The 24,599-nt window shown below is 74.3% G+C and carries 23 protein-coding genes; 7 read left to right on the top strand and 16 right to left on the bottom strand.

The genetic code is table 11. The features are described 5' to 3' along the window. Positions 1 to 6 precede the first annotated feature (6 nt). The 3 genes from H958_RS0101815 to H958_RS0101805 are packed head-to-tail and all read right to left on the bottom strand — an operon-like array spanning position 7 to position 4,186. The gene (locus tag H958_RS0101815; protein WP_028057408.1) at positions 7 to 1,146 is read right to left on the bottom strand and encodes a LytR C-terminal domain-containing protein; all 1,140 of its coding nucleotides are present in this window, start codon (positions 1,144 to 1,146) and stop codon (positions 7 to 9) included. 18 nt (positions 1,147 to 1,164) lie between these two features. Continuing rightward, positions 1,165 to 3,156 (bottom strand): polysaccharide biosynthesis protein, encoded by a 1,992-nt coding sequence (locus H958_RS34275; RefSeq protein ID WP_081685505.1) that lies wholly within the window; start codon positions 3,154 to 3,156, stop codon positions 1,165 to 1,167. Positions 3,157 to 3,199: 43 nt separating this feature from the next. Further along, positions 3,200 to 4,186, bottom strand: a complete 987-nt coding sequence (locus H958_RS0101805) for a DUF354 domain-containing protein (protein ID WP_028057407.1) — start codon at positions 4,184 to 4,186, stop codon at positions 3,200 to 3,202. Positions 4,187 to 4,296: 110 nt separating this feature from the next. On the opposite strand from H958_RS0101805, the gene H958_RS0101800 reads away from it, so the two are divergent. The 5 genes from H958_RS0101800 (at position 4,297) to purM (ending at position 8,273) form a co-directional block, all read left to right on the top strand. Next, positions 4,297 to 5,100 (top strand): serine protease, encoded by an 804-nt coding sequence (locus H958_RS0101800; RefSeq protein WP_231379151.1) that lies wholly within the window; start codon positions 4,297 to 4,299, stop codon positions 5,098 to 5,100. Between the two features lie 122 nt (positions 5,101 to 5,222). Beyond that, a complete protein-coding gene (locus tag H958_RS0101795; protein WP_028057405.1) occupies positions 5,223 to 5,705 on the top strand; it encodes an STAS domain-containing protein in 483 nt (160 codons plus the stop codon). A gap of 99 nt (positions 5,706 to 5,804) precedes the next feature. Beyond that, on the top strand, positions 5,805 to 6,458 hold the full coding sequence (locus H958_RS0101790) for a DedA family protein (RefSeq protein ID WP_051323688.1): 654 nt from the start codon (positions 5,805 to 5,807) through the stop codon (positions 6,456 to 6,458). After that, positions 6,439 to 7,251: an undecaprenyl-diphosphate phosphatase gene (locus tag H958_RS0101785; RefSeq protein ID WP_081685504.1), complete on the top strand. Its 813-nt coding sequence runs from the start codon at positions 6,439 to 6,441 to the stop codon at positions 7,249 to 7,251. The genes H958_RS0101790 and H958_RS0101785 overlap by 20 nt, the downstream gene beginning before the upstream one ends. After that, complete coding sequence (gene purM / locus H958_RS0101780) at positions 7,248 to 8,273, top strand: phosphoribosylformylglycinamidine cyclo-ligase (RefSeq protein ID WP_028057402.1); 1,026 nt, start codon at positions 7,248 to 7,250, stop codon at positions 8,271 to 8,273. Before H958_RS0101785 ends, purM begins: the two co-directional genes overlap by 4 nt. On the opposite strand, the gene H958_RS0101775 is transcribed toward purM, so the two are convergent. Continuing rightward, positions 8,270 to 8,539, bottom strand: a complete 270-nt coding sequence (locus H958_RS0101775) for a hypothetical protein (protein WP_028057401.1) — start codon at positions 8,537 to 8,539, stop codon at positions 8,270 to 8,272. The genes purM and H958_RS0101775 overlap by 4 nt on opposite strands. A 37-nt stretch (positions 8,540 to 8,576) precedes the next feature. Then, on the bottom strand, positions 8,577 to 10,757 hold the full coding sequence (locus H958_RS42600) for a class I SAM-dependent methyltransferase (protein ID WP_051323687.1): 2,181 nt from the start codon (positions 10,755 to 10,757) through the stop codon (positions 8,577 to 8,579). Between the two features lie 149 nt (positions 10,758 to 10,906). Between H958_RS42600 and H958_RS42595 the strand changes: the two genes are divergently transcribed. Next, a complete protein-coding gene (locus H958_RS42595) occupies positions 10,907 to 12,790 on the top strand; it encodes a glycosyltransferase (protein WP_196807161.1) in 1,884 nt (627 codons plus the stop codon). Here the strand turns inward: H958_RS42595 and H958_RS0101755 are convergent. Both H958_RS0101755 and H958_RS0101750 read right to left on the bottom strand, forming a co-directional pair. Further along, a complete protein-coding gene (locus tag H958_RS0101755) occupies positions 12,787 to 12,966 on the bottom strand; it encodes a hypothetical protein (protein ID WP_028057400.1) in 180 nt (59 codons plus the stop codon). The two genes, H958_RS42595 and H958_RS0101755, sit on opposite strands and share 4 nt — an antisense overlap. Positions 12,967 to 12,976: 10 nt before the next feature. Further along, entirely contained in the window at positions 12,977 to 14,224 is a 1,248-nt protein-coding gene (locus tag H958_RS0101750) for a glycosyltransferase family 92 protein (protein ID WP_028057399.1), read from the bottom strand. A 79-nt stretch (positions 14,225 to 14,303) separates the two neighbouring features. Here H958_RS0101750 and H958_RS42590 point away from each other — a divergent pair, with 79 nt between their 5' ends. Beyond that, on the top strand, positions 14,304 to 16,346 hold the full coding sequence (locus H958_RS42590; protein ID WP_051323685.1) for a glycosyltransferase family A protein: 2,043 nt from the start codon (positions 14,304 to 14,306) through the stop codon (positions 16,344 to 16,346). Between the two features lie 18 nt (positions 16,347 to 16,364). Here H958_RS42590 and H958_RS42585 read toward each other — a convergent pair whose 3' ends face one another. From H958_RS42585 to H958_RS0101695, 9 genes are all read right to left on the bottom strand, one after another. Beyond that, positions 16,365 to 18,410: a class I SAM-dependent methyltransferase gene (locus H958_RS42585; RefSeq protein WP_051323684.1), complete on the bottom strand. Its 2,046-nt coding sequence runs from the start codon at positions 18,408 to 18,410 to the stop codon at positions 16,365 to 16,367. A gap of 48 nt (positions 18,411 to 18,458) precedes the next feature. Next, on the bottom strand, positions 18,459 to 19,112 hold the full coding sequence (locus tag H958_RS0101730) for a CHAP domain-containing protein (protein WP_028057398.1): 654 nt from the start codon (positions 19,110 to 19,112) through the stop codon (positions 18,459 to 18,461). An 81-nt stretch (positions 19,113 to 19,193) separates the two neighbouring features. Next, positions 19,194 to 20,234, bottom strand: a complete 1,041-nt coding sequence (locus H958_RS0101725) for a glycosyltransferase family protein (protein WP_028057397.1) — start codon at positions 20,232 to 20,234, stop codon at positions 19,194 to 19,196. Next, positions 20,234 to 21,034 carry a glycosyltransferase gene (locus tag H958_RS34245; RefSeq protein ID WP_051323683.1) on the bottom strand — a complete coding sequence of 267 codons (801 nt, stop codon included), beginning with the start codon at positions 21,032 to 21,034 and terminating at the stop codon, positions 20,234 to 20,236. The genes H958_RS0101725 and H958_RS34245 overlap by 1 nt, the downstream gene beginning before the upstream one ends. Positions 21,035 to 21,138: 104 nt before the next feature. Further along, positions 21,139 to 21,996 (bottom strand): flagellin N-terminal helical domain-containing protein, encoded by an 858-nt coding sequence (locus H958_RS0101715; protein ID WP_028057396.1) that lies wholly within the window; start codon positions 21,994 to 21,996, stop codon positions 21,139 to 21,141. Positions 21,997 to 22,100: 104 nt separating this feature from the next. Then, positions 22,101 to 22,322 (bottom strand): hypothetical protein, encoded by a 222-nt coding sequence (locus tag H958_RS0101710; protein WP_028057395.1) that lies wholly within the window; start codon positions 22,320 to 22,322, stop codon positions 22,101 to 22,103. After that, positions 22,298 to 22,705 (bottom strand): hypothetical protein, encoded by a 408-nt coding sequence (locus H958_RS0101705; protein WP_028057394.1) that lies wholly within the window; start codon positions 22,703 to 22,705, stop codon positions 22,298 to 22,300. Before H958_RS0101705 ends, H958_RS0101710 begins: the two co-directional genes overlap by 25 nt. Beyond that, positions 22,702 to 23,331, bottom strand: coding sequence for a flagellar brake protein (locus H958_RS0101700; protein ID WP_028057393.1), 630 nt, complete (start codon positions 23,329 to 23,331; stop codon positions 22,702 to 22,704). Before H958_RS0101700 ends, H958_RS0101705 begins: the two co-directional genes overlap by 4 nt. A gap of 6 nt (positions 23,332 to 23,337) precedes the next feature. Next, a complete protein-coding gene (locus H958_RS0101695) occupies positions 23,338 to 24,549 on the bottom strand; it encodes a hypothetical protein (protein WP_028057392.1) in 1,212 nt (403 codons plus the stop codon). Positions 24,550 to 24,599: the final 50 nt, after the last annotated feature.

The following is a 24,599-nucleotide window of genomic DNA, read 5'->3' as shown; positions in this document are numbered from 1 at the left end:
CCCCGTTCAGTTGCCGCTCTTGTCCGCGCCGACCTCGACGACGACGCTCTTGTCCGGCGCGATCGCCTGCGTCTGGGCGTCGATCTGCTTGATCTGGCCGGTTTGGATGTCGAGCACGCGGGCGACGTCCTTCGCCTGGGCGGAGGCGCCGCGCTTGTAGAGGACCTGCGACGTCTGCCGCCCCTTGCCCTGCGGGTCGTTGCCGGCGTCGACGTGGTCGTCGGCGTAGCCCGCGGTCGTCAGGCGGTCCTTCAGGTTGGCCGCGAGCCCGTCCGACGGCGTCCCGTTGAGGACGGTCACCGTCGTCGTCGCACGCGCCGGCGTCGGCGTCGGCTTGGGCTTGTTGGACCCGTTGCCCGCCGCCGGGGTGCCGCCCGGCGGCACGACCGGGTTCGACTTGCTCGCCGGCGCCTGCGGCTTGTCGCTGCCGCCGAACAGCTGCGTCGCCGCGAAGATGAGGGCCGCGAGCACGATCACGCCGATCACCGAGGTGAGGACGACCGAGCGCGTCGACGTCTCGCGCCGCGGCGGCGGGCCGGACGGCGCGCGGCGCTCGGGGGCAGGGCGGCGCGGAGGCGGCGGCGTCGCGGACGGGACGCGGCGGGCGGCGGGCGTCGCGGGGGCGGGGACGTCGCCGTCGCGGCCGTGGCCGTTGCCGTTCGCCGGCACCGGCTCGATGCCGGTCTGCGGGGCGGCCGGCGGCGCGGCGACCGTCGCCTCGGCGCCGACCGCGACCGGCTGCGGCGCCGGCACCGGCGCGGGGCGGGGCGGATGCGGCGGCTCGGCGACGCCGGCGGCGCGCGCGAAGGCGAGCGCGGCGACCTGCTCGGGCTTGAGCTTGTGCGAGCCGTTGGCGGCGGGCGCGGTATTGCGAAGCTCAGCGGGCCGCGGGGCGACCGCCGGCTGCGGGCGCACGGCGGCGGGCTGGGGCACGCGGCGCACCGACTCGGCTTGCGCGACCACGCGCTCCTCGAGCTCCTGCGCGCGCTCAGGCGAGCGCCCCGCCCAATCGCGCAGGCGGCGCACCTCGCGCGCTTGGGCGAAGTAGAGCAGTGAGAGCACGGCCAGGCCGAAGAAGCTCGCGATGCCCACGTAGGCGCCGTACTTCTCCACCTGATCCTGAAGCGAGAACGCGAGGACGACCATGGATCAGACCCGCCGATTCTAGGAGCCCGGGCGGGCGGTGTACCCCGCCGTGGGCGTATCGGGGACAACCTCGCTCATCGCGCCGGCCATGCGCGGGCGGTTCGCGACGCCGCCGCGGGCCGCCCCGAGCTCCACCACGAGCGCCGCCAGCCCCGCCGCGTCGCCGTCGGCGACCAGCAGCTCGACCTTGTCGAACACGTGCTCGACCCACGACGGATCGACCGGCGTGCGGACGGCGCGCATGATCTTCTGCGCGGGCGTCTGCTCGGCGCGCTCGTAGGCGTTGAACAGCTGCTCGTGCAGCTTCTCGCCCGGGCGCGGGCCGATGATCTCGATCGCGATGTCGCGCCCCGGCTCCAGGCCGGAGAAGCGGATCATATCCTCGGCGAGCTCGAGGATCGACACCGGCTCGCCCATCTCGAGCGCGAACAACTCACCGCCGGCGGCCAGCGAGCCCGCGCGGATCACGAGCTGGACCGCCTCCGGGATCGTCATGAAGTAGCGCGTCATCTGCGCGTCTGTGACGGTGACCGGCCCGCCCTGCGCGATCTGGCGGCGGAAGATCGGGACGACGGAGCCCGAGGAGCCGAGCACGTTGCCGAACCGCACCGCCGAGAACGCGGTGCGCGGGTAGCGCTGGTCGGCGGCCTCGACGGCCCACTCGGCGAGCGCCTTGGACGCGCCCATGACCGTGGCGGGCTCGACCGCCTTGTCGGTGGAGACCAGGACGAACGCGCCGACGCCGCAATCGCCGGCGACGCGCGTCATCACCTCGGTCGCGAGCGCGTTGTTGCGCACGGCCTCGACGGGATTGCCCTCCATCAGCGCGACGTGCTTGTAGGCGGCCGCATGGAAGACCACATTCGGCCTGTGCCCGGCGAACACCTCCCGCATCCGCTCCTCTTCGCGGCAATCCGCGAGCACGGCGGCGGCGTTGAGCACGTGCCGGTCGTCGACCAATTCGCGCTCGATCTCGAACAGGTTGTCCTCCGCGTGATCGACGAGCACCAGCCGGCTCGGGCCCACGCGCGCGATCTGACGGCACAGCTCCGCGCCGATCGAGCCCCCGGCGCCGGTGACCATCACGATGCGGTCGGTAAGGTAGCCGCCGACGTGCTCGACCTCCACGCGCACGGGCTCGCGCCCGAGCACGTCCTCGACGCGGACCTCGCGGATCTGCCCCATGAGCCGCGTGGAGCCGTTGTTCTGCAGCAGCTCGAAGACGGTCGGCATCGTCCGGACCGGAACGCCGCGCTCGCGGCAGGCGCTGACCACGTGCGCGCGCAGCGTGCCGGGCGCCGACGGGATCGCGATCAGCACCTCGTCGGGCTCGACGTCCTCGAGCACGTCGCCGAGGTCCTGCGTCGTGCCCAGCACCGCGAGCCCGCGATCCACGCGCATGCCGCGCTTGCGCGGATCGTCGTCGACGAAGCCGACGGGGCGCAGGCCGAGGTCGGGGTTGCGGAGCAGCTCGCGCAGCAGCAGCCGCCCGCCGTCGCCCGCCCCGACGATCAGCACGCGGCGCGCGTTGCGCAGGGAGCCGTAGCCTCGCAGCGGGCGCTCGTAGACGAGGTGGACGAGGAAGCGCGCGCCGGCCAGGAAGAAGCCCATCAGCAGGCCCCACAGGACGAGCACGCCCGTGGGCACTTGGAGCGAGAGCAGGCCGGTCGGGGCGATCACGAGCTTCGGCTGCACCGCGGTCACGTAGCCGATCAACAGGAAGACGGCCAGCAGCGCGCCTTCGGCGATCTTCAGGTACTCGCGCTGGGACGAGTAGCGCATCCAGTGCCGGTAGCTGCCGACGACCCCGAAGGCGGCCAGCGAGCCGATGATCGCGAACGTGATCGTGCGCGTGAAGAGATCGTGGTACTGCGGCGGGATGCCCTCGTCGAACCGGAGCCGATAGGCCAGGTAGTAAGCCAGCGCGACCAACCCCGCATCCAGCGCGACCTGAGGAAGGGCGTGGCGATGGATCGGAAAGGCGGCCGCGGAGCGGATCCGGCGGCGCATGCGACGGCCAGTGTATTGACCGCGCCGGAGCGAAGACCCGCGACTAACCGTCCTTCACGAACAGGTCGGTGAAGGCTTCGGGGTCGCGGCGGACGCGCGCGGCGACGCCCGCGGCGGAGCGCTTCTCGAGCACGACGTCCTCGGCGCGCTCGAGCCGGCGCAGCCGCCTTTCGGCGATCAGCCGCTCGTCGACCGCGCCCAGGCGGCCCTCGAACGTCGTCCACACCGGCGTCCCGAGCGCGACGGCCTCGCGGTTCATCGTGCCGCCCGCGGAGATCACGAGGTCGGCGAACGCGATCAGCGACTGGGCGTCGACGGCACGCTCCGGGACGATGAAGCCGCCGAGCTCGGCGCGCTGGGACTCGACGCGCGGGAGCACGACGACCTGGTGTCCGCGCAGGCGGTCGAGCACCTGGCCGAAGAGCGGCGCCTCGAAGCGGTGGTAGAGGCTGACCGCCGGCGGCGTGCGAACGACGGCGAGCGGCTCGGCGGGGTCGAGGCCGAGCTCGCCGAGCACCGCGGGGTCGGGCTCGAAGTCGGCCAGGTAGTACTCCTCCTTGAGCCCCGCGTAGCGCTGCAGCTTGGCCGGCGTCGCCCCGTACCGCGCGAGCCGCTGCGCCGGGATCGCCTCCGGCACCACGATCCGGCGCGCGAGCCGGCAGTTGATCGCGTGCTGGACCTTGGCGAACTCGTAGTCGAACGACGTCGCCGACGGGATGCCCAGCAGCGCGGCGGCGACGGAGACGTCGTTGGAGCCGTGGCCGAGCGCGAGATCGAAGCCGCGCCCGCGCGCCCAGCGCACCAGCGCGCCGGAGCGCCGGCCGAGGCCGAGCGCCTTGGCGGCGACGTTCCCGCCGCGGTGGCGGCCGATCGCCGTGTGGTCGATCCGGAAGCGCTCGAGCAGGCCGAGCGTCTGCGCGAAGTCGCGCGCCGTCACGTGCACCTCGGCCCCGCGCCGGCGCAGCGTCTCGATCACCGGGCGCATCACGAGCACGTGCGGCGAGTTCGTGAGGTCGACCCAGACGCGCATCAGTGGCCGCGGCACGATAGCCGCAAGTTCGTCGCGAGAGAAAGCGGTTTCGCCCTCCGTCCCCACAAGTTCGGACCCCGGGCGACGTTACAGCGGACATGCACAAGACATTGTCCGCTCTCGCCGTCGCGTCGGCATCGCTCGTGCTCGCCGCGTCGGCCTCCGCCGCCCCCACGTGGGCTCCCGCCGCAAGCGCCGCCGTCCATCCAGGCGTCCAGACCGTGACCGACGGCGCGCAATGCACATCGAACTTCGTCTTCTACGACGGCTCCAACGCGATCTACCTCGGGCAGGCGGCGCACTGTGCCGGGACCGGCTCCAACACCGACACCGACGGCTGCACGACGCCGAGCCTGCCGCTCGGCACGCCGGTCACCGTCGACGGCGCGTCCAAGCCCGGCACGCTCGCCTACTCGTCGTGGGCCGCGATGCAGGCCGCCGGGGAGACGAACGCCGACGCGTGCGCGTACAACGACATCTCGCTGATCAAGCTCGACCCCGCCGACTACGCGAGCGTCAACCCGTCGGTCCCGACGCTCGGCGGCCCGACCGGCATCGCCGACTCGACGGCGGCCGGCGACGACGTCTACTCCTACGGCAACTCGTCGCTGCGCCTGGGCATCACGCAGCTGTCGCCCAAGCGCGGCAAGAGCCTCGGGACGGCGGGCAACGGCTGGACGCACCAGGTCTACACGGTCACGCCCGGCATCCCCGGCGACTCCGGCTCCGGGTTCATGGACGCGACCGGGAAGGCCTTCGGCGTGCTCTCGACGCTGCAGATCGCGCCGCTGCCGGCGGCCAACGGCGTGAGCGACCTGTCGCGGATGCTCGCGTACATGAAGTCCCACGGCGGGCCGGACGTGACGCTCGCGACCGGCACGAAGGCGTTCACCGGCTCTCTGATCGGGGCGTAGCCGCCGGAAGACGGACACCGGTTTCGCCCTCCGTCCTCTCAAGTTCGGACGTCGGGCGACGATACGTGGGGTTGACTGGCCTCACGGCAGCGAAATACGCTGCCGTGAGGTCCGTCTGAGCCATGTTCACCTCGCAATCCCTGCGCGCCGTCGTCAAGCCCGGCACGGTGGCCTTCCGTGAGCACCGGCTCGACGACGTCGTGCACCAGATCGACGTCAGCGGGACGCTCGGCGACGGCGCGTCCGCGGAGCTCGGGCGGCGCGTCGACGCCGCCCTCGGCGGCGGGGTGCGCTGGCTGATCCTCGACCTCGCCGAGGCGACCGAGGTCTCGGACGGCGTGCTCGGCTCGCTGGTCCACGCCGCCGCCGCGCTGCGCGCCCGCAAGGGCGAGCTGATCGTCGCGGGCGCCGCCGCGCCGGTCGCACAGCGGCTCGCCGCCTACGACGTCGCGCACCGCCCCGCGGTCGCCGCCAACGTCGACCAGGCCGTGATGATCTTGAAGATGCTGCGGCCGAAGACCGACATCCGTCGCCCGCCGCAGCGGACCAAGCAGCGCATCTCGTCGCTGACGCTGCCCAGGATCGAACCCCCCGCACCGGCGTAGATCGGTTTCGCCCTCCGGTGTCGGCCGTCGCGGGCGCCGGCCGCATCGCCGGGCACCGGCGGGCCTTCCACCTGCGTGCGACGTTACCCTGGTCACCGCTTGCTGCTCCAGGCCTCCATCACGGATCCTCTGGTCCAGTTCGCCGTCGACGTGATCGACAAGCTCGGGCTTCCCGGCGTCTTCCTCTTGATGGTGGGCGAGAGCGCGTGCCTGCCGATCCCGTCCGAGGCGACGATGCTGTTCGCCGGCTTCAACGTCGCCAACGGCGAGTACTCGCTGTTCGCGGCGACCGCCGTCGGCGTGGCCGCGAACGTCGCCGGCTCCTGGATCGCGTACGCCGTCGGCTACTTCGGCCGCATCGACCTGCTCGAGAAGCACGGCCGCAAGGTCGGCATCAAGCCGCACCACCTGGCGTGGGCCGACCGCTGGTTCGACCGCTACGGCGACGCGACGGTGTTCTTCTCGCGCATGCTGCCGGTCATCCGGACGTTCATCTCGCTGCCGGCGGGCGTCGCGAAGATGCCGTTCTGGCGCTTCACGCTGCTGACCGTCGCGGGCTGCGTGCCGTGGGTGTTCCTGCTGGCGTTCGTCGGCCAGCAGGCCGGCGACCGCTGGGAGACCTGGAAGGACAACCTGCACTACGTCGACTACGCGGTCGTCGTGCTGATCGTGGCCGGCGCCGTGTGGCTGTACCTGCGCTACCGCCGGCGCCGCGGCCAGAGCGCCGCGGCGGATGCCACCACCGGCGCTTAAGGGCCCGTCGAAGAATCCCGGTGCGCCGGATCTTCTTAGACGGACCCTAGAGGCGGCCGCCCTCGGGCTGATCCAGGGCGCCGCGGAGCTGCTGCCCGTGTCGTCCTCGGCGCACGTGGCGATGATCCCGTGGCTGCTCGGGTGGGAGGTGGCGGCGTGGCCGCCCGCGCGCCGCAAGGAGCTCGAGGTCGCGCTGCACTGCGGCGCCGGGCTGGCGCTGGCGCCGGCGCTGTGGCGCGGGCGGCCGGACCTGCGCACGCTCGCGCTCTCGCTCGCGCCCCCGGTGATCGCCGGGTACCTGCTGGAGGAGCGGATCCAGACGCGGCTCGGCGGGCCGGCGGCGATCGCGGGCGGGCTGCTGGCGGGGGCGCTCGCGCTGGCGGCGGCCGACCTGAAGGCCTCTGAGGGATTCAAGTCGCCGTCGGCCGCCGACGGCCTCGCCCTCGGGCTGGCCCAGGCGGTCGCGCTCGCTCCGGGTGTGTCGCGCACCGGCGCGACGCTGGCCGCCGCTCGCGCGCGCGGGTTCGCGCGAGAGGAGGCTTCGGCGCTCTCGTTCGGCGTCGCCGGGCCGGTGCTGGTGGGAGCCACGGCGCTGAAGGCGTGGCGGCTGCGGGCCGCGCCGCGCGGGCATCGCGGCCCGGCGGCGATCGCCGCGCTGTCGGCGTTCGCGGCGACGGCGGCGGCCGTCCGCGTCCTCGGCACGCGGCGGACAAGGCCGCTCTGGCCGTACGCCGCCGAGCGCGCGGCGCTCGCGGGCGGCATCCTCGCCGTGCGCTACCGTCGGGCGAAGTGAGCACCGACGCGTACGCCCGGTCCGGCGTGGACCAGAGCGCCGCCGACCGCGCCGTCGCGGCGCTCGTCGGGGTCCTGAAGACGATCGACACGGGCCGCGCGAGCCGCTCGGTCCTCGCGTCCGGCCACTACGCCGCGATCCTCGAGGTGGCGCCGAACCTCGGCATCGCGGTCGGGACCGACGGCGTCGGCTCCAAGCTGATCGTCGCGGAGCGCCTGGGCCGCTACGACACCGTCGGCGTCGACTGCATCGCGATGAACGTCAACGACGTCGTCTGCGTCGGCGCCGAGCCGATCGCCGTGCTCGACTATCTCGCCGTCGAGCAGGCCGATCCGGACGTCCTCGCCGCGATCGGCGAGGGCCTCAAGAAGGGCGCCGAGGAGGCCGGCGTGGAGATCCCCGGCGGCGAGGTCGCGATCCTGCCGGAGCTGATCCGCGGCCATCCGTCGCCGCACGGGTTCGACCTCACGGCGACATGCTTCGGGACCGTCGCGCTCGATGCGGTGATCACCGGCGAGCGGATCGCGCCCGGCGACGCGCTGATCGGGCTCCCGAGCAGCGGCCTGCACTCGAACTCCTACTCGCTCGCCCGCCAGGCGCTGCCCGACCTCGAGGAGCCCCTCGGCGACACGACGGTCGGCCTCGCGCTGCTGGAGCCCACGGTGATCTACGTGCGCGCGGTGCTCGAGCTGCTGCGCTCGGACATCCCGGTCCACGGCCTCGCGCACATCACCGGCGGCGGCGTGCGCAACCTGCTGCGGCTGAGCGAGACCGCGGGCTTCGCACTCGAGGACCCGCTGCCGGTCCCCCCGGTGATCGAGCTCGTGATCGAGCGCGCCGGCGTCTCCGCCCAGGAGGCGTGGGAGGTCTTCAACATGGGCTGCGGCTTCGTCGCCGTCGTCGCGCCGGAGCACGCGGACGCCGCCGCGGCGATCCTCGCCGGGCACCACCCCGGCGCGCGCCGGATCGGCACCGCGACGGACACGCCCGGCGTGACCGTCGCCGGCCTGAGCTACACCTAGTCCGTCTCGTCCGGCTCGGGCGGCGGCAGCCTGCTGCCCCCATCCTCAGGCGGCTCGTCGCCCGACGTCGTGTAGTTGGCCTCCGGCGGCAGGCCGCCCTCGGCGCGCTGCGGGTCGCCGCCCGCGCCCGGGACCTTGTCGTCGGCCTTCTTGCGCTCCCAGTCCTCGCGCGCATCGGCGATGTCCTCGCCGACCTGCTCGGACCGGTGCTCCATGTCCTCGGCCTCGCGCTCCATCCGCTCGGCCGCCTTCTCGTGCTCGCTCATCGTGGGGCGGTGGTACCCGCCCCACGACCTGGCGAAATCAGTCGCACCAGGCGAACAGCACGGTCTCCTCGTCGGACATCGTGTAATGCCCGATCGCGAAGCGGTAGCCGAGGCCGAGGCCGGCGATGAACGCCGGCAGCTCGAGCAGGTCGTCGGCGCGGTGGTAGGCGGCGATCGCCAGGCGCGGCCGGAAGCGTCGCAGCGTCTCGGCGGCGCCCTCGAGCGCGGCCAGCTCGCTGCCCTCGATGTCGAGCTTGACGAAGTCGACGCGGTCGACCTGCCCGGACGCGACGAGCGCGTCGATCGAGCCTGTGAGCACGCCGTCCGCGGCGCCGCCGTCGAGCCGCGTCGCCGGCCCGTCGGAGCGGAAGCTCATGCGCTCGTCCGCGGCGCGCCAGAGCGGACGCTCGTTGACGGAGATGCGCTCCGCGAGCCGCGGGTTGAGCTCGAGGTTGCGGTGCAGGCGGCGCAGGTTGCCGGGCTCGAACTCGAACGTCTCCACGCGCCCGCCGGGACCGGACAGGTGCGCGAAGTGCAGCGCCGACTCGCCCCAGCAGCCGCCGCCGTCGACGACGACGTCGCCCGGGCGCACCGACACGTCGACGGGCGCCGGCGCGCGGTACTGCTCGAGCATGAACTCGTTGATGATCAGCCGCGGGTGCGAGTGCAGCTCGATCGGCAGCCCGAGCGCGGCCAGGTCGTAGCGGCCGAGGATCCAGCCGAGGAACTCGGGGTCGTCCGTCTCGGCCTCGACGAGCATGCGGTCCTGGATCTCCTGCGCGCTGCGCCGCAGCGTGCTGTAGGGGCCGACCGGCATGCGCACCTTGCGGTTGCCGAGCACCTTGTAGGAGAGCAGCGCGACGAGCACCTCGCGCGAGCCTTCGTCGAGGACGTCCCACAGCGGCTCGAGCGCGTCCGCGTTCGCGAGCTGGGCGGCGAGCAGGCCGGGCCAGGCCTCGGGCGCGGGAGCCGGCTGGCCGTTGACGTAGCGCAGGTGATCGACGTTGTCCTCGACGTCGGGGCCACCGGCCGCCAGGATCACCCCGCCGACGAGCGCGGTGCCCAGCCCGCCGGTGCGCGACAGGCGCGGCAGCCGGCCCGCGGCGAGCGCGTGGAGCAGCACGATCGCGTCCGGGCCGCAGTGGGTGATGGACGCCAGGCCGGGGCGCGCGGCACGGCGACTGAGCACGATCGCGGCGCGGGCGTTGAGCATCGGCCCGGCCTCGTGCGCCGGCTCGAGCACGAGCGTGGCGTGCGGCGCACGATCCTCGTGCATCCCGGCGTCCACCAGCGCGTCGCCGAGGACGTCGCCGACGCGGTCGGGATCCGCGCCCGGGGCGTAGAGCACGAGCGTCGCGTCGTCGGCGATGCTGAAGCGGCGCGCGTAGGCGGCCAGCAGCTCGGGGTCCTGCGCGACCTCGTCGACGTGCATGACGGCGACGAACGAGCCCAGCTCGGGCCCGGTGGCCTCCGGCTCAGGGGCCGGGGCAGGGGCCGGCGCCGGGGCGGGCGCGGAGACCGAGCGCGGCGACGGCGCCCCGGCGCGGCGCAGCGCCATCGCCTGCAGCTCCGGATGCACGAGCGGCAGCGGGACGCCGCCCGGCACGACGGCCGACGCGAGCACCGGGAAGTCGCCGAGGCGCTCGGCGCGGACGAACGCGAGGATGTTCTGCGAATACCACGGCTCGACCGCGGGATCGAGCCAGAAGCGCGCGCGGAACGGGTCGGTTGCGACGTAGCCGCGGGCCGCGAAGCGCGCCGCCCAGTAGGCCGGCCACTGCTCGTTGACGTGGCTGGTCCCGCCCTGCTCGGGCTGGGCGGCGGAGAAGAGCACGACGTCCGCATGGCGCGTGAGCGTGCCCACAAACGTGTCGGCCGCGTGCGGCGCGAGATGCTCGGCGACCTCCAGCGACATCGCCAGGTCGAAGCGCCGCCCGAGGTCGAGCCGCTGCTCGAGGTCGGCGGCGACGAACACGTCCTCCGGGATCGAGAGCCGGCGGCGCTCGACGTAGTCGCCGTCCACGCCGATGACGTCTTCGATGCCGAGCTCGCGCACGGCGGCGAGCCAGGTGCCGGTGCCGCAGCCGACGTCGAGGACCGAGGACGGAGCGGTCGCGTCGATGACGTTCGGCAGGACGGCGCGGGCGGAGCGCAGCGAGCCGGGCTCCTGCGCTTCATAGAAGTCACGGGCGTACGGCGTGGCGGTGCTTGGCGGCATAGAGGCGGTTCCGGGGGATCGGAGTGGCGAGAGGGACCGGGCGAGAGGTCCGTTGCGTGCGCCATCGGCCGATCCGCGCCGCCGCTTGAGCGGGGCTCAAGTTCCCGCGCGGGCGGACCGATCCCTGCGGCGTGAGCTTCCGCGTGCCCGTGAGCGTCCTCGTCGACGCGACCTCCGGCGGCGGCGCAGGCCTCGCCGCGCAGCTCGAGGCGCTCGCCGCGTGCGGCGTCGAGACGGTGGTCGCCGCGCCGGCGGAGCGGGAGCTGCCCGCACCGGCGGGCCTCGCGCTCGTCCGCTGCGACGCGGCCGCGGGCGCCGGCCGCCGCGCCGCGCTGTCGCTCGCGGCCGCCCGCGCCACGGGGCACGTCTGCATCGCGCTCGGCCCGCTCGCCCGTCCGCGCGCGGGCTTCGCCGCCCCGCTGGCCGACGCGATCGTGCACGGCGCCGCGCTCGCCGCGCCCGTGCTCGAGACGGCGGCCGGCGCCGTATACGGATACGCGGACGCAGGCGACGGCAGCCTGCTGCCGCTCACGGCGCCGGGCGCGCCCGACGCGCCGGCGCTCGACTGCCTCGCTGCGCCGCGCTCGTTCTGGCGCGCCGGCCTGCCTGCCACGGACCCGCTCGCCGGCACCTACGAGCTCCAGCTCGCCCGCGCCGCCGGCCCGCTTGCCGTGGTGGCCTCCGCGCGCGTGGCGCGCGCCGGCGAGGGTCCGCTGGTGAGCGTCGTGGTGTGCACCCAGGACCGCGCCGAGGAGCTGGCGGGCTGCGTCGACGCGCTCGTCGCCCACGGGACGCTCGCCTCCGGCTGCGAGATCGTGATCGTCGACAGCGGCTCGGCAGACGCGACGCCGGCCGTCGCGCGCGAGCTCGCGCGCCGCCATCCGGGGGTGACGGTCGTCCGCGAGGACGTGCGCGGTCTCTCGTGCGCCCGCATGGCCGGCGCCGCCGCCGCCGCGCACGGCGTGCTCTGCTTCGTCGACGACGACGCGCGCCCCGGCCCGGGCTGGCTGGAGAGCATCCGCGGCGCGTTCGCCGACCCGGAGGTCGCGATCGGCGGCGGCCCGATCCACGCGCTCTGGCCCGAGGCGCCCGCGTGGCGCCCGCCGGCCGCGTTCGCGGGCTACTACAGCCTGCTGACGCGCGGCGACGCCGACTTCGCGGCCGACGACTGCAGCTTCTACGGCGCCAACTGGGCGATCCGGCGCGACGTGCTGGAGGCCATCGGCGGCTTCGACGACCGCTGGGGCGCCGGCCGCTTCGGCTCGCTGCCGGGCGAGGAGAGCGCCGCCGAGTTCGAGGTCCGCCGGCGCGGGCTCGGCCGCTTCGGGTACGCCGCGGGGGCCGTGATGGGGCACCGCATCGACCCCGCCCGCCTGAACGAGGGCTGGCTGCTGCGGCGCGTCCTGCGCCACGGGCTGATCATCCCTCACGTCCGCGCCGGCTTCGGCGACCCACCGCCCGACGCCCTCCGGCAGCAGGCGGTCGCCTCCGCGCAGGTCGTGGCCGCCGCGCTCGCCGGCGCGCGCGGCGAGCTCGACGCGGCCGCCGCCTTCGAGCGCCTCGCCGCCGCCCCCGCGCCCTTCGAGGCGCGCCTGAGCGCCGCGCGCGAGCTCGGCGTGCTGGTGCGGTCGATATGGCTGCTCGGCGCGCGCCGAGCCGACCTCGGCGCGTGGGCGCTGACGATCGACGAGGCGGCCGCCTACGGCGATCTGCGCCCCGCACCGGCGCGCTTCGCCGCGCTCGCGTACGCGGACGAGCTCGTGCGCGATCCCTCGCTGCTCGCCGGCTACGGGCGCGCGTTCAGCGGTGCCGACCCGGCCACGCTCGTGATCGAGCTCGGCGACACGTCCGTCGACGCGCTGCTGCGCGCGGTCGCCGCCGCCGGCCTCGACGCCGAGGGATCGGCCGACCTGCTCGCCGTCAGCGCGCCCGACACCGGGCCGGACCCGCTGCTGGCCGTGTACACGCGCCTCGAGCGCCCCACGCCGCTGCCGCGCCACGCCGACGCCGCGAGCCTGCGGGCGCTCTTCTAGTCGTTCTCGGAGCGCTCGCGGTCGGCGAGCTTCTCGCGCAGGTAGGAGTGCTTGTCGGCGCGGCGCTCGTGCGCACGCGCCTCCTCCGGATCGCCGTCCTCGGCCAGCCGGCGCTCCTCGCGCTCGCGGCGCGCCTCCTCGACCCGCAGCTCGTGTGCCTCGGTGTCCTCGCCCACGCCGCCCAGGCTAGTACGCCAGGACGGTCCTGAGCCGGTCCGCGTGCACGAGGATCTCATGGTCGGCGACGTCGTTGAGCACCGTGTTGCGGCGCAGGAACTCCTCCGGCCACGCGCGCCGGCGCTCCTGGTCGGCGAGGCCGCGCTCGAACTTGCGCCGGCACTCCTCGGCCGACTTGGTCCAGTAGTGGTTCATGCGCAGCTTCGACATGCTCACGCGGGCGGTGATCGGGCCCTCGTGGCGCTCGTGGTTCTCGGTCACGGCGAACCAGCCCGGGCGGTAGCGCCAGTGGTGCGGCGAGACGCAGCGCTCCACGCGGTCCGGGCGGATCACGCTCGAGACGTGCGCGTTGAGCGCGTGGTAGCTGCCCGGGTCGGCGGGGTCCAACCCGGGCGCCTTGAGCAGATGCGGGTACGGCACCGCGGCGTCGTCGCGCGCGCGCAGCGTGTACGCCTCGATCAGCGGCCCGCCGGGGCGCGTCTCGTGGCCCGACGTGCCGTAGTTGGCGTAGTTGACGTGCACGCCGCCGTAGCCCTCGAACTCGCGCAGCGCGTCGCGCAGGTCACCGCCGCCCGGCGCGAAGAAGAACTCGTCGGCGTCCATGAACGCGATCCACTCCGCCTCGTCGCGGAACGTGCTCGCGCAGTGGTTGTACGCGGCGAGCTGGACGACCGGGCCGGGGAATTCGATCAGCGTGACGGCGCCCTGGTCGACGTACGGCGCGAGCACCTCGTGCGTCTCGTCGGTCGAGCCGTTGTCGTAGAGGTAGAAGTGCTCGACGCCGACGAGCCGGTGGAACTCGACGAACTCGCGCAGGTACGGGCCCTCCTGGCAGACGACCGAGCAGATCGCGAGCGCGTGGCGGCGCGTGCGCGCCGGCGGCGCGGGCGCCGTCGCCGCGGCCCGCAGCTGCGCGCCGGCCTCCGGCGCGAACCAGGGGACGAAGCCGAAGACGCCGGCCGCGGGGCGGCGCGAGAGCACGGCGGAGACCGTCCCGGCCAGCTCGACGGCCTGGTCGGCCGACGGCGTCACGGGCAGCGCGACGACGTCCGGCGCGCCGTCGCGGTCCAAACCCGCGGCCGCGTAGGGCGGCGAGAGCGCGGCGAGCAGCGCGTTGCCGTCCCAGCCCGGGGCGTAGACGGCGAGCGTCGCGTCGTCGGCGGCGCGGAAGCTCGCGCCCCAGGCCCGCAGCACGGACGGGTCGGCGATCGCCTCGTCGGCGAACGCGAGCACGGTGAAGGGCGGGCGTACGGCCATAGTCCATTCGTCGTCCGCCGGCGGCCCGGGCTTTAGCCCTCCGCTCAAGCGCCCGACGCGCGCGCCGACTACGGGAGCGATGATCCGTCCAGCGGTCTCCGTCGTCGTCGCCAACTACAACAACGGGCCGTACCTGCGCGAGGCGCTGGACAGCGTGCTCGCCCAGACGTTCCGCGACTACGAGATCGTCGTCGCCGACGACGGCAGCACAGACGACTCGTGCGCGATCGTCGACGCGTTCGCCGCCGAGCACCCCGGCGCCTGCATCCGGCTGCTGCGGCTCGAGCACACCGGCGAGCCGGCGCTGACGCGCAACGCCGGCATCGCCGCCGCGCGCGCCGAGCTGGTCGCCAACCTCGACGGCGACGACCTGCTGGACCGCGAGTTCCTGGAGCGCTGCATCGCGGCGCTGCGCGCGAACCCGCTGGCCGGCGTCGCCTACTCCGACCAGCACCATTTCGGCGCCGTCGACCGCCGCGTCACGTGCGCCGAGTTCGACTTCGACCGGCTGATCCACGGCGGCTTCTTCAGCAACTGCGCCGTCTTCCGCAAGGAGGCGTTCGACGCCGTCGGCGGCTACGTACCCGACCTCGGCTACGAGGACTGGGACCTGTGGATCGGCTTCGCCGTCGCGGGCTGGCCCGGCGTGAAGGCCCGCGGCGCGCTCTTCCACTACCGCGTGCTCGACGGCGGCCGCCACGTCGGCGACGCGAGCCGCGACAAGGTCACCAAGGCGCGCATCGTCCTGCGCCGCCCCGCGCTCTACAGCTCCAAGCAGCTCGCGTGGGCGCGCGGCGTGCTCGCCGGCGACCCGCACTGCCTCTCGCTCGGCGAGCCGCGCGGGGCGGTCCCGGCCTTCGCCGGCGACGGCCCGACGGCCGAGCAGGGGGCGGCGCTCGCCGGCGCGTACCGCCCGGGCGCCGAGCCCGTCGCCCCGCGCACGCTCGCGGCGACCGTGCTCGCGCTCGACCACGCCGCGACGATCGCCCACGTGCTCGACGATCTCGCCGCGAGCGGCGCGGCCGTGACGGTGCTCGACCTCGGCTCCTGTGATGCCACCGCCGCGCTCGCGCAAGCGCACCGGAGCGCCCCGCGCGTCGAGCGCGCCGGCGACCTGCGCGCGGCCCTGCGCCGCGCGGAGGAGCTCGCCGCCGCGTCGCACGCCGACTGGCAGCTGCTGCAGTGGGGCGACGAGTTCCGCGAGAGCCCGTGGCCCGACCTTCCGCTCGCCGAGGCGCTCGGCTTCGTCGACGCGCTCGGCGACAACGCGGTCGCGTTCGAGACGCTGCGCTTCCCCACCGGCTCCGCGCCGGCCGCGGGCGACCCGCGCGCCCGGTTCCGCGCCTACGAGCGCGCCGAGCGCCCGGCGATCACCGCCTGGAAGCGAACCGGCGTGCGCGTCCGGCTCGCCGACGCCGGCGGCGAGGCCTTCTTCTGCGGCCGGCGCGTGTCGCCGATGCCGTTCCTCGCGCGCAGCTATCCGGCCGGAGCGCCGAGCGGCCCGCTGGCGCGCTACGACGACGCCACGCCGGCGGCGCTGCTCGCGCGTGCCGCCCGCGACCTGCTGCTCGGCCTGCGCGTGCCGCCGGGCGCGACCGCCGCGTTCGCCACCCGCGCGCTCGCGCTCACGGCGCCGCTCGAGCCCTCCGCGTTCGGCCGGCCGCCGCACGCCGGCCCGGACGCCCTCGCGCTGGCGCTGATCGAGGCGCGCGCGCAGCGCGCTCACGCGCGGCTCGCGGGGCGCCCCGCCGGCGCCGGGCTCGCCGCGCTCGAGCGCGCGCTTGCGCCGGAGGACAGCGGCCTGCGCTCGTTCGTCACGCTCGCGGCGATCGACGACCTCCTTCGCGACCCGGAGCTGATGGCGGGCTACGTCCGCCGCTTCGGCGCCGGCGACGACGCCACGCTCGTCGTCCATGCGCCGGCCGCCGAGCCCGACGCGCTCAACCGGAGCCTGCTCGGCCTGCTCGACCGCGCCGGCGTCGCCCCGCACGACGCGCCGGACATCCTCGCGCTGACCTGCCCGGCGGGCGAGCTCGACGCGACGGCCTGGCACGCGACGCTGACCGGCGCCGAGCAGCTCGACGGCCTGCGCCGGCGCGCCGAGCGCGCCTGGACCGCCTAGCGCGGCCCGGCGCGCGCGTCAGGCGCCCGTGAGGAACCGGCGCAGCCCGGCGATGTCGCCCGGGCCGAAGCTCGGCAGGCCGGCGAACGGGCCCGCTGGGGCGCCCGGCGTCAGCACGGCGCACGCGAGCTCGCGCACCGCCGCGTCGGCGTCCGGCGCCGCGGCGGGTGCCATCAGGACGAGGTCGTGCTGCTCGAGGTCGACCTCGGCGGCGGCGATCGCGGCCTCGATCGCGCCGACCAGCGCGCGCTCGTCCGCGCCAGGGCCGTAGAGCACGAGCGACGCCTCGCCGGGGGCGACGGCGCCGGCCCAGGTGCGCAGCGCGTCGGCGTCGGCCTGCTCGGCCATGCACAGCACGAACGGGACCTCGGGCTCGAGCGTCGGCGAGAACGCGTGGGCCGGCTCCTGCGGGCCGGCGATGATGGCCTGCAGCTCCTGCTCGAGCACGCCGAACGCCTCGAAGCCGGTACGGCCGAGCTGCTCCAGCAGCAGCTGCGCGAACGCGGCCGGCTGGGCGTGGGCGAACGGGTGCTGGAGCTCGAGCCCGTAGCGCATCGCGAAGTTCGACAGCATGCGCCAGAGGACGAAGTCGCGTCGCAGCGGCTTGGCGACCCGCCACTCGAGGTCGATCGCGCTCCAGGCGCCGTCGGCCGGGTCGACGACGACGTTCCACCAGGTCGCGTCGAGCGCCTCGCCGCGCACGCGGCCGGGCAGGCCGGGGATCCCGAACCGCTCGTCCAGCCACGCGTCGAAGCGCGCGACGTGCGCGGTGAAGCTCGCGCCGAGCCCGTGCCGCGACACGTCGGAGAGGACGTCGAAGATCAGCAGGTCGCCCGCGAGGTAGGGCTCGTCGGCCAGCCGCTGGCCGACGCCGTAGCGCTCGCCGAGCTCGCGCGCGAGCTCGCCGGCGCCCGCGCCGACCCAGCCCGGCCGGTCGTTGACCGCGACGGGGCCCGCGGCGGTCTCGCGCAGCGTGACGCGCTTGGCGAAGCAGGAGCGGCGCCCGCGCGACCAGTGGCGCGCGACCCAGTCGGTGTCGAGGCCCAGGCGCTCGACGGCGGCGTCGCGGCCGCCCGCGTAGGCGAGCACGAGGTGCGAGTTGGAGAGGTCGGCCGCGAGGCCGGCGCGGAACGCCTCGCGCTGGGCGAGCGTCTCGCTGAACGGCGGCGCGATCCGCTCGGCGCCGCGGTCCGGCGCCGGGGTGTCGGTCCAGTTGTGCAGGTGGTGCTCGGCGGTCGCGCGCTGCGCGTTGACGATCGTCGTCGCCAGCTTGTAGTCCGGGAACGGGAGGTAGAGCTCGGAGGCCTCGAAGCCGGCCTCGCGCACGAGCCGCTCGAGATCGCGGCGGCTCCACGTGACCGGCACCGTGGGGTCCGGGTACCCGTGCAGCGACTCATAGCGGCGGCCCGTGTGGTCCTCGCGCGCGCCGGCGATGTACTTGAGGCCGAGCCGGTTCTCGATCGCCAGCACGAGCACGCCGTCCGGCTTGAGCGCGCGGCGCGCGACGCGCAGGTTCGCGAGCGCGGCGGCCTCGGGGTCGTGCTTGTGCTCAGGGTGGTAGAGGTGCGAGTACTCGAGCACCCCGATCAGCGTCACCACGTCGAACGCCTCGCGCTCGTCGAGCTGCGAGTAGTTGCCGGAGTAGATCGTGACGTTGTCCAGGTCGGCGGTGCGCGCGCGGGCGACGTGGGCGCGCGCGAGGTCGCCCTCGACGGCGTGGACCTCGCCGCAGTGCTCGCCGAGCCAGCGCGTGATCGCGCCGAGGCCGGCGCCCAGCTCGAGCACGCGGGCGTCGCCGGCGGCGAAGCCGAACGCGTCGAAGAGCGTGGTGCGCAGCGGCGTCAGGTGGTACTGGCTCGGCCAGTCGCGCTCCAGCGCCGCCAGCTCGGGCGACCCGGTACTGCGATCCTCCGCGCGCGAGACGGACTCGAGCAGGTAGGCCTCGGCGCCGTCGAGGTAGCCGGCCTTCGCGGCCGTGTCGGGAGCGACGCGGATGCCGGTCGCGGCGTGCGGGCGGTAGTCGGAGAGCCGATGGCGCGCGGGGGACTCTGAACGGGCGGTCACCCTCTGGCTATCGGCACTTCGTCCACGCTGGTTGAGCGCGCTCAAGCGCTAGCCGAGGCGGACGAAGCCCGTTGCGCCGCCGCCGTCCGGCCCGTACGTGCGGCGCGAGACCTGATTCGAGGAGTTGCCCTCGATCGTGTGGATCGAGCCGTTCGCGTCGACGGACTCGACGAGCCCGATGTGGCGGCCGCCCCAGACGATCAGGTCCCCGGCCTGGGGCGGCTGAGTGGGTGCGCCGGAGGGCCCGGTGCCGGGCTGGATCGCCTTGCCGGAGCGCTCGGCCCACGCCCACACGTCCGACACCGCGCCGAAGCCCTGGCCCTGGTCGCCGAGCGGGACGCCCGCGTTGCGGGCCGCCCAGGAGACGAAGTACCCGCACCATGGGCCGACGCCGGAGCCGGCCGTGGCCTGGCGGTATTGGGCGATGCGCGGAGAGTCGTTGGAGCCCGGCGGCTGCTCGGCCACGCCGACCTCCCGCGAGGCGAGGTCGACCATCGCCTGCCCGGCCGGGGTGCCTCCCGCCGCGGGCGCGGCCGCCGGCGCCGCCGTGCCCGCCGCCTGGCCCATGAGGCCGGCGAACGACGCGCCGGCGCCGGTCGCGAGCGGCGTGCTCACGGCCGTCGCCGCCGGAGCCGCGACGGGCTGGGGCGCCAGCAGCGAGCTCAGGTGCGCGACGCGCGCGATGACGGCGTCAACCGACACCGCGAACCTCCGCAACCGCGAGAATCGCCCCCGGGGCGATCGCTCGCAGCAACGCGAGCCCTCTGGGCGAGCCGTTGCCTCTCACGCGGCGGCTGCGGCGGCACCCACCGCCTGGAGGACGTCAACCCACTGACGGGAGGTGACCTGGAAGCTGCGCCGCTCGCTCACGTCCGCCTTCGCGGCCGCGCCGACGCGGCGGCGCAGGTCCTCGTCGGCGACGAGCTCGGCGAGGATCTCGCGCATCTCGGCCGGCCTCGAGGCGTGGAAGCCCGTGACGCCGTGCTCGATCTCGGGGTAGACGACCGGGTCGGCGATCGTGGGGATGCCGAGGGCCGACGCCTCGAGCCAGCGCAGGTCGCTCTTGCCGCGGAAGAAGTTGTTGGCGCCCGCGGGCGCGAGCGCGACGTCGAACAGCGTCATCGCCGACGGATAGACCTCCAGCGCGGCGAACGGCACGGTCAGCGCGCGGCGCCCGAACTCCGCCTCGAACATCGTGGCGAAGCCCTGGCCGACGCTGATGAAGTGCACGTCCTCGCGCTCGCGCATGAGCGCCTGCAGCTCGCGCAGCCACGGCACGATCGCCTTCGTGTGGCCGGTTGCGCCGGACCAGCCGACGCCGACGTGGGAGCGCTCGGGACGCGTGAGCGCGTAGCGCTTGAGGTCGAGGCCGTTCTGGCACACGTAGGTCGCCGGGTTCAAGGAGCGGTAGCGCTGCGCGAGCCACGGCGTCGAGCAGATCACGCCGTCGACGGCGCGCAGGCACAGCTCGTACTCCTCCAGCCGCGACTTCGTGTACTTCCCGGCGAAGTCGTGGTCGGTGCGCTTGCTCACGCCGCGCAGGTAGTCGTCGATGTCGGCGAGCACCACGATGCCCTTGCGCTGCCACTCGCGGATCAGCCCCAGCCAGCCGGTGCCGGCGGGCTGCTGGACGACGATCACGTCGTAGGCCGCGAGGTCGGCGACGCTCAACTCGCGCTGCGAGCGGCCGTAGCCCACCTCGAGATCGGGCGGCTCGCCCCCGTAGGCGACCCAGTCGCAGCCGAGCGCCAGCGCGGGCAGCGCGCAGCGGTACCAGCCGGGCGCCTTCAGGCCGCGCGAGAGGAACAGCGTGCGAGCGCCCATCAGAGCACCTCCGGGACCCAGCGGGACATGTCCTTCGCGCCCCAGGTCCGGCGCATCCGGTCGACCGAGTCGAGCGTCCACTTACGGATCTTCGGGCTCGGCTTGGCGCGGAAGAACGACTCCAGGTGCCACGCGCGCACGGACGGCTCGTAGATGCACTCGAGGCCCGCCTCGAACACTCGCAGGCAGTAGTCGACGTCCTCGAAGCTCATCCGGTACTCCTCGTCGTAGAGGCCGACCTCGACGAGCGTCTCGTGGCGGATGAACTGCAGTGCGGCGGTGACCGGGCAGCGGCAGGCGACGAGCGCCTCCGGGAGGTCGGCGGGGCCGTACTGGAAGCGGTGCAGCCAGCTGCGGTTGAGCAGCGAGAGGAAGACGCCGGCGTGCTGGATCAGCCCGTTGGGGTACAGCAGGCGCGCGCCGACGACGGCCGCGGGACGGCCCTGGACGTCGGTGCGCTCGCGCATGCGGTCGAGCCAGCCGTGGTCGATGAACTCGATGTCGGCGTTGACGAGCGCGGCGTCGTAGCCGCGCACCAGCGCGTGGCGCAGGCCGACGTTGACGGTCCGCGAGAAGCCGGCGTTCTCCGGCTGGGCGACGAGCTCGAACCCGAGCTCCTCGCAGATCAGGGCGAGGGTCGCGACCAGCCCCCGCTCGGGGCTGTGGTCGTCGACCACCATCACCTCGGCGTCCGGCGCGGTGGCGGACAGCGAGACGAGGCACTTGAGCAGCACCTCGAGCTCGTCCTCGCTGCGCAGGAACGTCGGGACGATGCAGAGCGTGGGACGGATCGGGCTCACACCAACCGTTGTCGACTCGCGCCCCGGATCCTTGAGTTAACGAGAACGAGCGGCCCCGAAGAGCCGCTCGTCCCGATCCGTCCCTCGGTGGGGTTATGTGTGGCCTAGCGCAGGAGCGAAAGGACGTTCTGCGGGGCCTGGTTGGCCTGCGAGAGCATGCTCGTGCCGGCCTGCTGCAGGATGTTGAGCTTCGTGAAGTTGACCATCTCGCTGGCCATGTCCACGTCGCGGATCCTGCTCTCCGACGCGACCAGGTTCTCCTGGTAGGTCGAGAGGTTGTTGAGACGGTGCTCCAGGCGGTTCTGGACGGCACCGAACGTCGAACGCGCGGACGAGACGTTCTTGATCGCGTCGTCGATGTTGTCGAGCGACAGGGCGGCGAACGCCGTGTCGGCGGCCGCCACGGTGCCGGCCGAGCCGATGTCGGTGATCTCCTGCAGACCGCCGGTGCCGGCCGTGCCCACCGCGCCGGACATCTCGGTCGCGGTCAGCGTGATCGTGTCGGCGCTGCCCGCGCCGACCTGCAGCGTCACGTCGCCACCGCCGCTCAGCAGCTTGATGCCGTTGAACTCGGTGTTCTTCGTGATGTCCGAGATCTCCTTGCCCAGCTGCTGGACCTCGGCGGAGATCGCCGACTTGTCGTCGTTGTCGAGCGTGCCGTTGGAGTACTGCACCTTCAGGTCACGGACGCGCTGCAGCATCGAGTGGACCTCGTTGAGGGCGCCTTCCCCCGTCTGCACCAGCGAGACGCCGTCCTGCGCGTTGCGCTGCGCCTGGTCCAGGCCGCCGATCTGGGAGCGCATCTTCTCGGAGATGGCGAGGCCGGCGGCGTCGTCGGCCGCACGGTTGATGCGGTAGCCGGACGAGAGCTTCTCCATGGCCTTGGCCGCCTTGGCAGCCGTGCCGGAAAGCTGACGGTGGGCGTTGAACGCCTCAACGTTGTTCTGGATACGAAGGCTCATGTCATCTCTCCTTGATGATGGATTTGGGCCTTAGGGCAACTCCATGTCGCCCCTGTTCAAACGGAGTGATCGGCGCCTGCCGGGCAGACTTGAGGAACTTTTCCTCAGGCCCGCAGATCGATGTGCCCGTCGCCGGGCTCGGGCGGCGTCTGGGCCGCCTGGCGGCGCTTCTTGCGCGCCTGCTCGCGGCGCTCGCGCGCCTCGTCGCGCTCGACGGGCGTCAGGCGCACGGGCGCCTTGACCGGGTCCACCTCTCGGCGGAGCCGCACGTCGATGCGCTGCAGCGGGTCCATCGAGAGCCTCAGCGGCCGATCGTGGCCGACCACGACGCCTGGGCCTCGGCCTCGGCGGCCTGCTGCGCGCTGAGCGCGGCGGCGGCGCGGTCGGCGGCGTCCTGGCGGGCCTTGCGGATGCGCGCGTTGTAGGCCTCGGCGGCCTGCGAGGCCTGCTGGCGGATCACCTGCCGCCAGACGGCGATCGAGACGTACCAGCCGGCGAGGTGCGCCACCACGCCGGCGATCAAGGCGCGGAAGGTGGCGTCGAACGCCGGGACGCCGGCCATCAGGCACAGCACGAGGACGACCGCGAAGCCGGCCAGCCCGCAGCGGGCGCGCATGCGCTTGACGGACGCGACCGCCTCGGGATGCGTGCTGAGGCGGACGTGCTCGTCGGCGACGGCGTCGCCCTCGTCCTTCTCGCGCTTGCTCATGTCGTTCCACGCGCCAGTCGCAGCTCCGCGCGCTCGCGCTCGCGGATGAACTTGATCAGGCGGTCCTCGTCGGTGCGGGCGATGTCCTCGATGCGGATGCCCTTCTCCTCGTCGGAGGAGAACCGCACGACGCGGCCGAGCGCCCGCAGCGGCTCGCCCTCGGGCTCCAGCCGCAGCTCGATGCGGACGTCGATGCCGAGCGGCAGGCGCCACTTGTCCTTGATCAGGACGCCGCTGCCCGAGACGTTGAGCGTCGTCGTCTCGCCGGCGCTCACGCCGTTCTCGAGCGAGATCACGTTGATCGGCAGGATCGCGGGGACGCGCACGAAGCTGCGCCGCTGCACGCGCTCGGCGTCGCCCTGCAGCGTGACCGTGAGCAGCTCCCCCTTGGCGCCGCCGACCGACAGGACGCCGGTGTAGCGCTGGATGCCTCGGCCGGAGGTCTTCTCGATCGCCACCTGCTGGCCGCCGAGGCGCTTGACGCGATCGTCGGGGACGGCGAGCACGAGCTTGACCGAGGAGCCCTGGATTCCCTCGACCGTCGCCGGCAGGCCGCCGACGTGCGGCAGCACGACCGAGACCTGCTCACCGGCTTCGAGCAGCGGCGTAGACACGGTTGCGGCCATGGTCGGTCAGGGCAACAGGCGCTGGGCGAGGTCGGCGGGATCCGCGGGGTCGACGCCGTCGCGGGTGCAGAAGTAGGAGACCGGCCGGTGGGCCGTGATCGCGAGCTCGATCGGCGCGCCCGGGCGGGTCGTGCCGTCGGCGTGCGTGAGCGCGAGGTCGGTGACCGCGAGCGGCGCGAGCGCGGCGTACTGCTCGTCGGCCGCGCCGGCCGACAGCGTCGCCGGCAGCGCGAAGTGGACCTCGTCGGCCTCCAGCGCGCGCAGCTCGCCCGACAGCGCGACCGCGGCCTGGCGGTCGCCGAGGCCGATCGGCGGCGTGTCGATGAAGACGATCGCGGCCTTGCGCCGGCCGAGCCGGCGCTTGGCGTCAGCCGCGTCGGCCGCGGCGATGACGGCGATTCCGAGCGGCTCGAGCGTGGCGGAGAGGTCGGCGCCGCCGTCGGACGTGCGCAGCGCGACCACGACGACGTCCGCGTGCGCGGCGGCGTAGGCCTGCGCGAGGTGCGCGACGGCGGTCGTCTTGCCGGCGCCGCCGGCGCCGACGAACGCGATCCGCGGCGGCTTGCTGCCGGGGCGCGAGAGCGACGCGATGCGGCGCGCCAGCGCCTGGCGGACGAGCTTCTTGAGCGCGCGCGGGGTCGCGAACGGGAGCCCGTGCGCGACCGCCTCGCCGACGACGTCGGCGGCCAGGGCGGGCGAGAGGCCGTGCGTGATCAGGCTCTTCTCGATGCCGGCGGCCGAGGGCGGCACCTGGGGGCCGACCGGCTCATCGGCGGCCGGGCCCGGCGCGGCGGGCTCGAAGACGGGCGCCTCGGCGCGCGACGGCGCCGCGGCCTCGCGGTTCGGCTGCGGCCCGTAGAGGCCGGCGTCGACCGCCTCGGACGCCAGGAACTCCTCGGCGCGCGTGCCGATGCCGCGCTCGGCACGGGCAAGCGCGTCCGCGAACGGGCTCGCCTGCTCCACCAGCGCGCGCACGACGGGCGAGCTGAGGCCCTCCTCGGTGGCGCGGTCGTTGCGGGGCACGGGATCGACCTCGTCGGGCAGCGGCTTGCGCGCGTCGACCTCGACGAACGGACGCTGGAAGAACCCCGCGACGCCGCCCACGAGGCCCTCGCGGCGGCGCAGCACGACCGCATCGGGCCCGAGCGCCTCCCGCACCTGCGGGAGCACCTCCTCCAGCGACTTGCCGCGGAACGTCTGCACGTCGGAAGGGGTCATATCCATCTCACGAGTGGTCATCGGCAAGCGGACGTCGGTTCCAAAGCGTC

This window comes from Candidatus Solirubrobacter pratensis, from assembly GCF_000425945.1.
GTDB classification, from domain to species: domain Bacteria; phylum Actinomycetota; class Thermoleophilia; order Solirubrobacterales; family Solirubrobacteraceae; genus Solirubrobacter; species Solirubrobacter pratensis.
Note: the sequence above shows the minus strand (reverse complement) of the source record. Positions and strands in the feature narration are given on the sequence as shown.

Bases quoted from the DNA above. Each gene is read 5' to 3' on its own strand.
- H958_RS0101815 (WP_028057408.1), bottom strand. From the start codon at position 1,146: ATGGTCGTCCTCGCGTTCTCGCTTCAGGATCAGGTGGAGAAGTACGGC.
- H958_RS34275 (WP_081685505.1), bottom strand. From the start codon at position 3,156: ATGCGCCGCCGGATCCGCTCCGCGGCCGCCTTTCCGATCCATCGCCAC.
- H958_RS0101805 (WP_028057407.1), bottom strand. From the start codon at position 4,186: ATGCGCGTCTGGGTCGACCTCACGAACTCGCCGCACGTGCTCGTGATG.
- H958_RS0101795 (WP_028057405.1), top strand. From the start codon at position 5,223: ATGTTCACCTCGCAATCCCTGCGCGCCGTCGTCAAGCCCGGCACGGTG.
- H958_RS0101785 (WP_081685504.1), top strand. From the start codon at position 6,439: ATGCCACCACCGGCGCTTAAGGGCCCGTCGAAGAATCCCGGTGCGCCG.
- H958_RS0101775 (WP_028057401.1), bottom strand. From the start codon at position 8,539: ATGAGCGAGCACGAGAAGGCGGCCGAGCGGATGGAGCGCGAGGCCGAG.
- H958_RS42600 (WP_051323687.1), bottom strand. From the start codon at position 10,757: ATGCCGCCAAGCACCGCCACGCCGTACGCCCGTGACTTCTATGAAGCG.
- H958_RS0101750 (WP_028057399.1), bottom strand. From the start codon at position 14,224: ATGGCCGTACGCCCGCCCTTCACCGTGCTCGCGTTCGCCGACGAGGCG.
- H958_RS42590 (WP_051323685.1), top strand. From the start codon at position 14,304: ATGATCCGTCCAGCGGTCTCCGTCGTCGTCGCCAACTACAACAACGGG.
- H958_RS0101725 (WP_028057397.1), bottom strand. From the start codon at position 20,234: ATGGGCGCTCGCACGCTGTTCCTCTCGCGCGGCCTGAAGGCGCCCGGC.
- H958_RS0101715 (WP_028057396.1), bottom strand. From the start codon at position 21,996: ATGAGCCTTCGTATCCAGAACAACGTTGAGGCGTTCAACGCCCACCGT.
- H958_RS0101705 (WP_028057394.1), bottom strand. From the start codon at position 22,705: ATGAGCAAGCGCGAGAAGGACGAGGGCGACGCCGTCGCCGACGAGCAC.
- H958_RS0101700 (WP_028057393.1), bottom strand. From the start codon at position 23,331: ATGGCCGCAACCGTGTCTACGCCGCTGCTCGAAGCCGGTGAGCAGGTC.
- H958_RS0101695 (WP_028057392.1), bottom strand. From the start codon at position 24,549: ATGACCCCTTCCGACGTGCAGACGTTCCGCGGCAAGTCGCTGGAGGAG.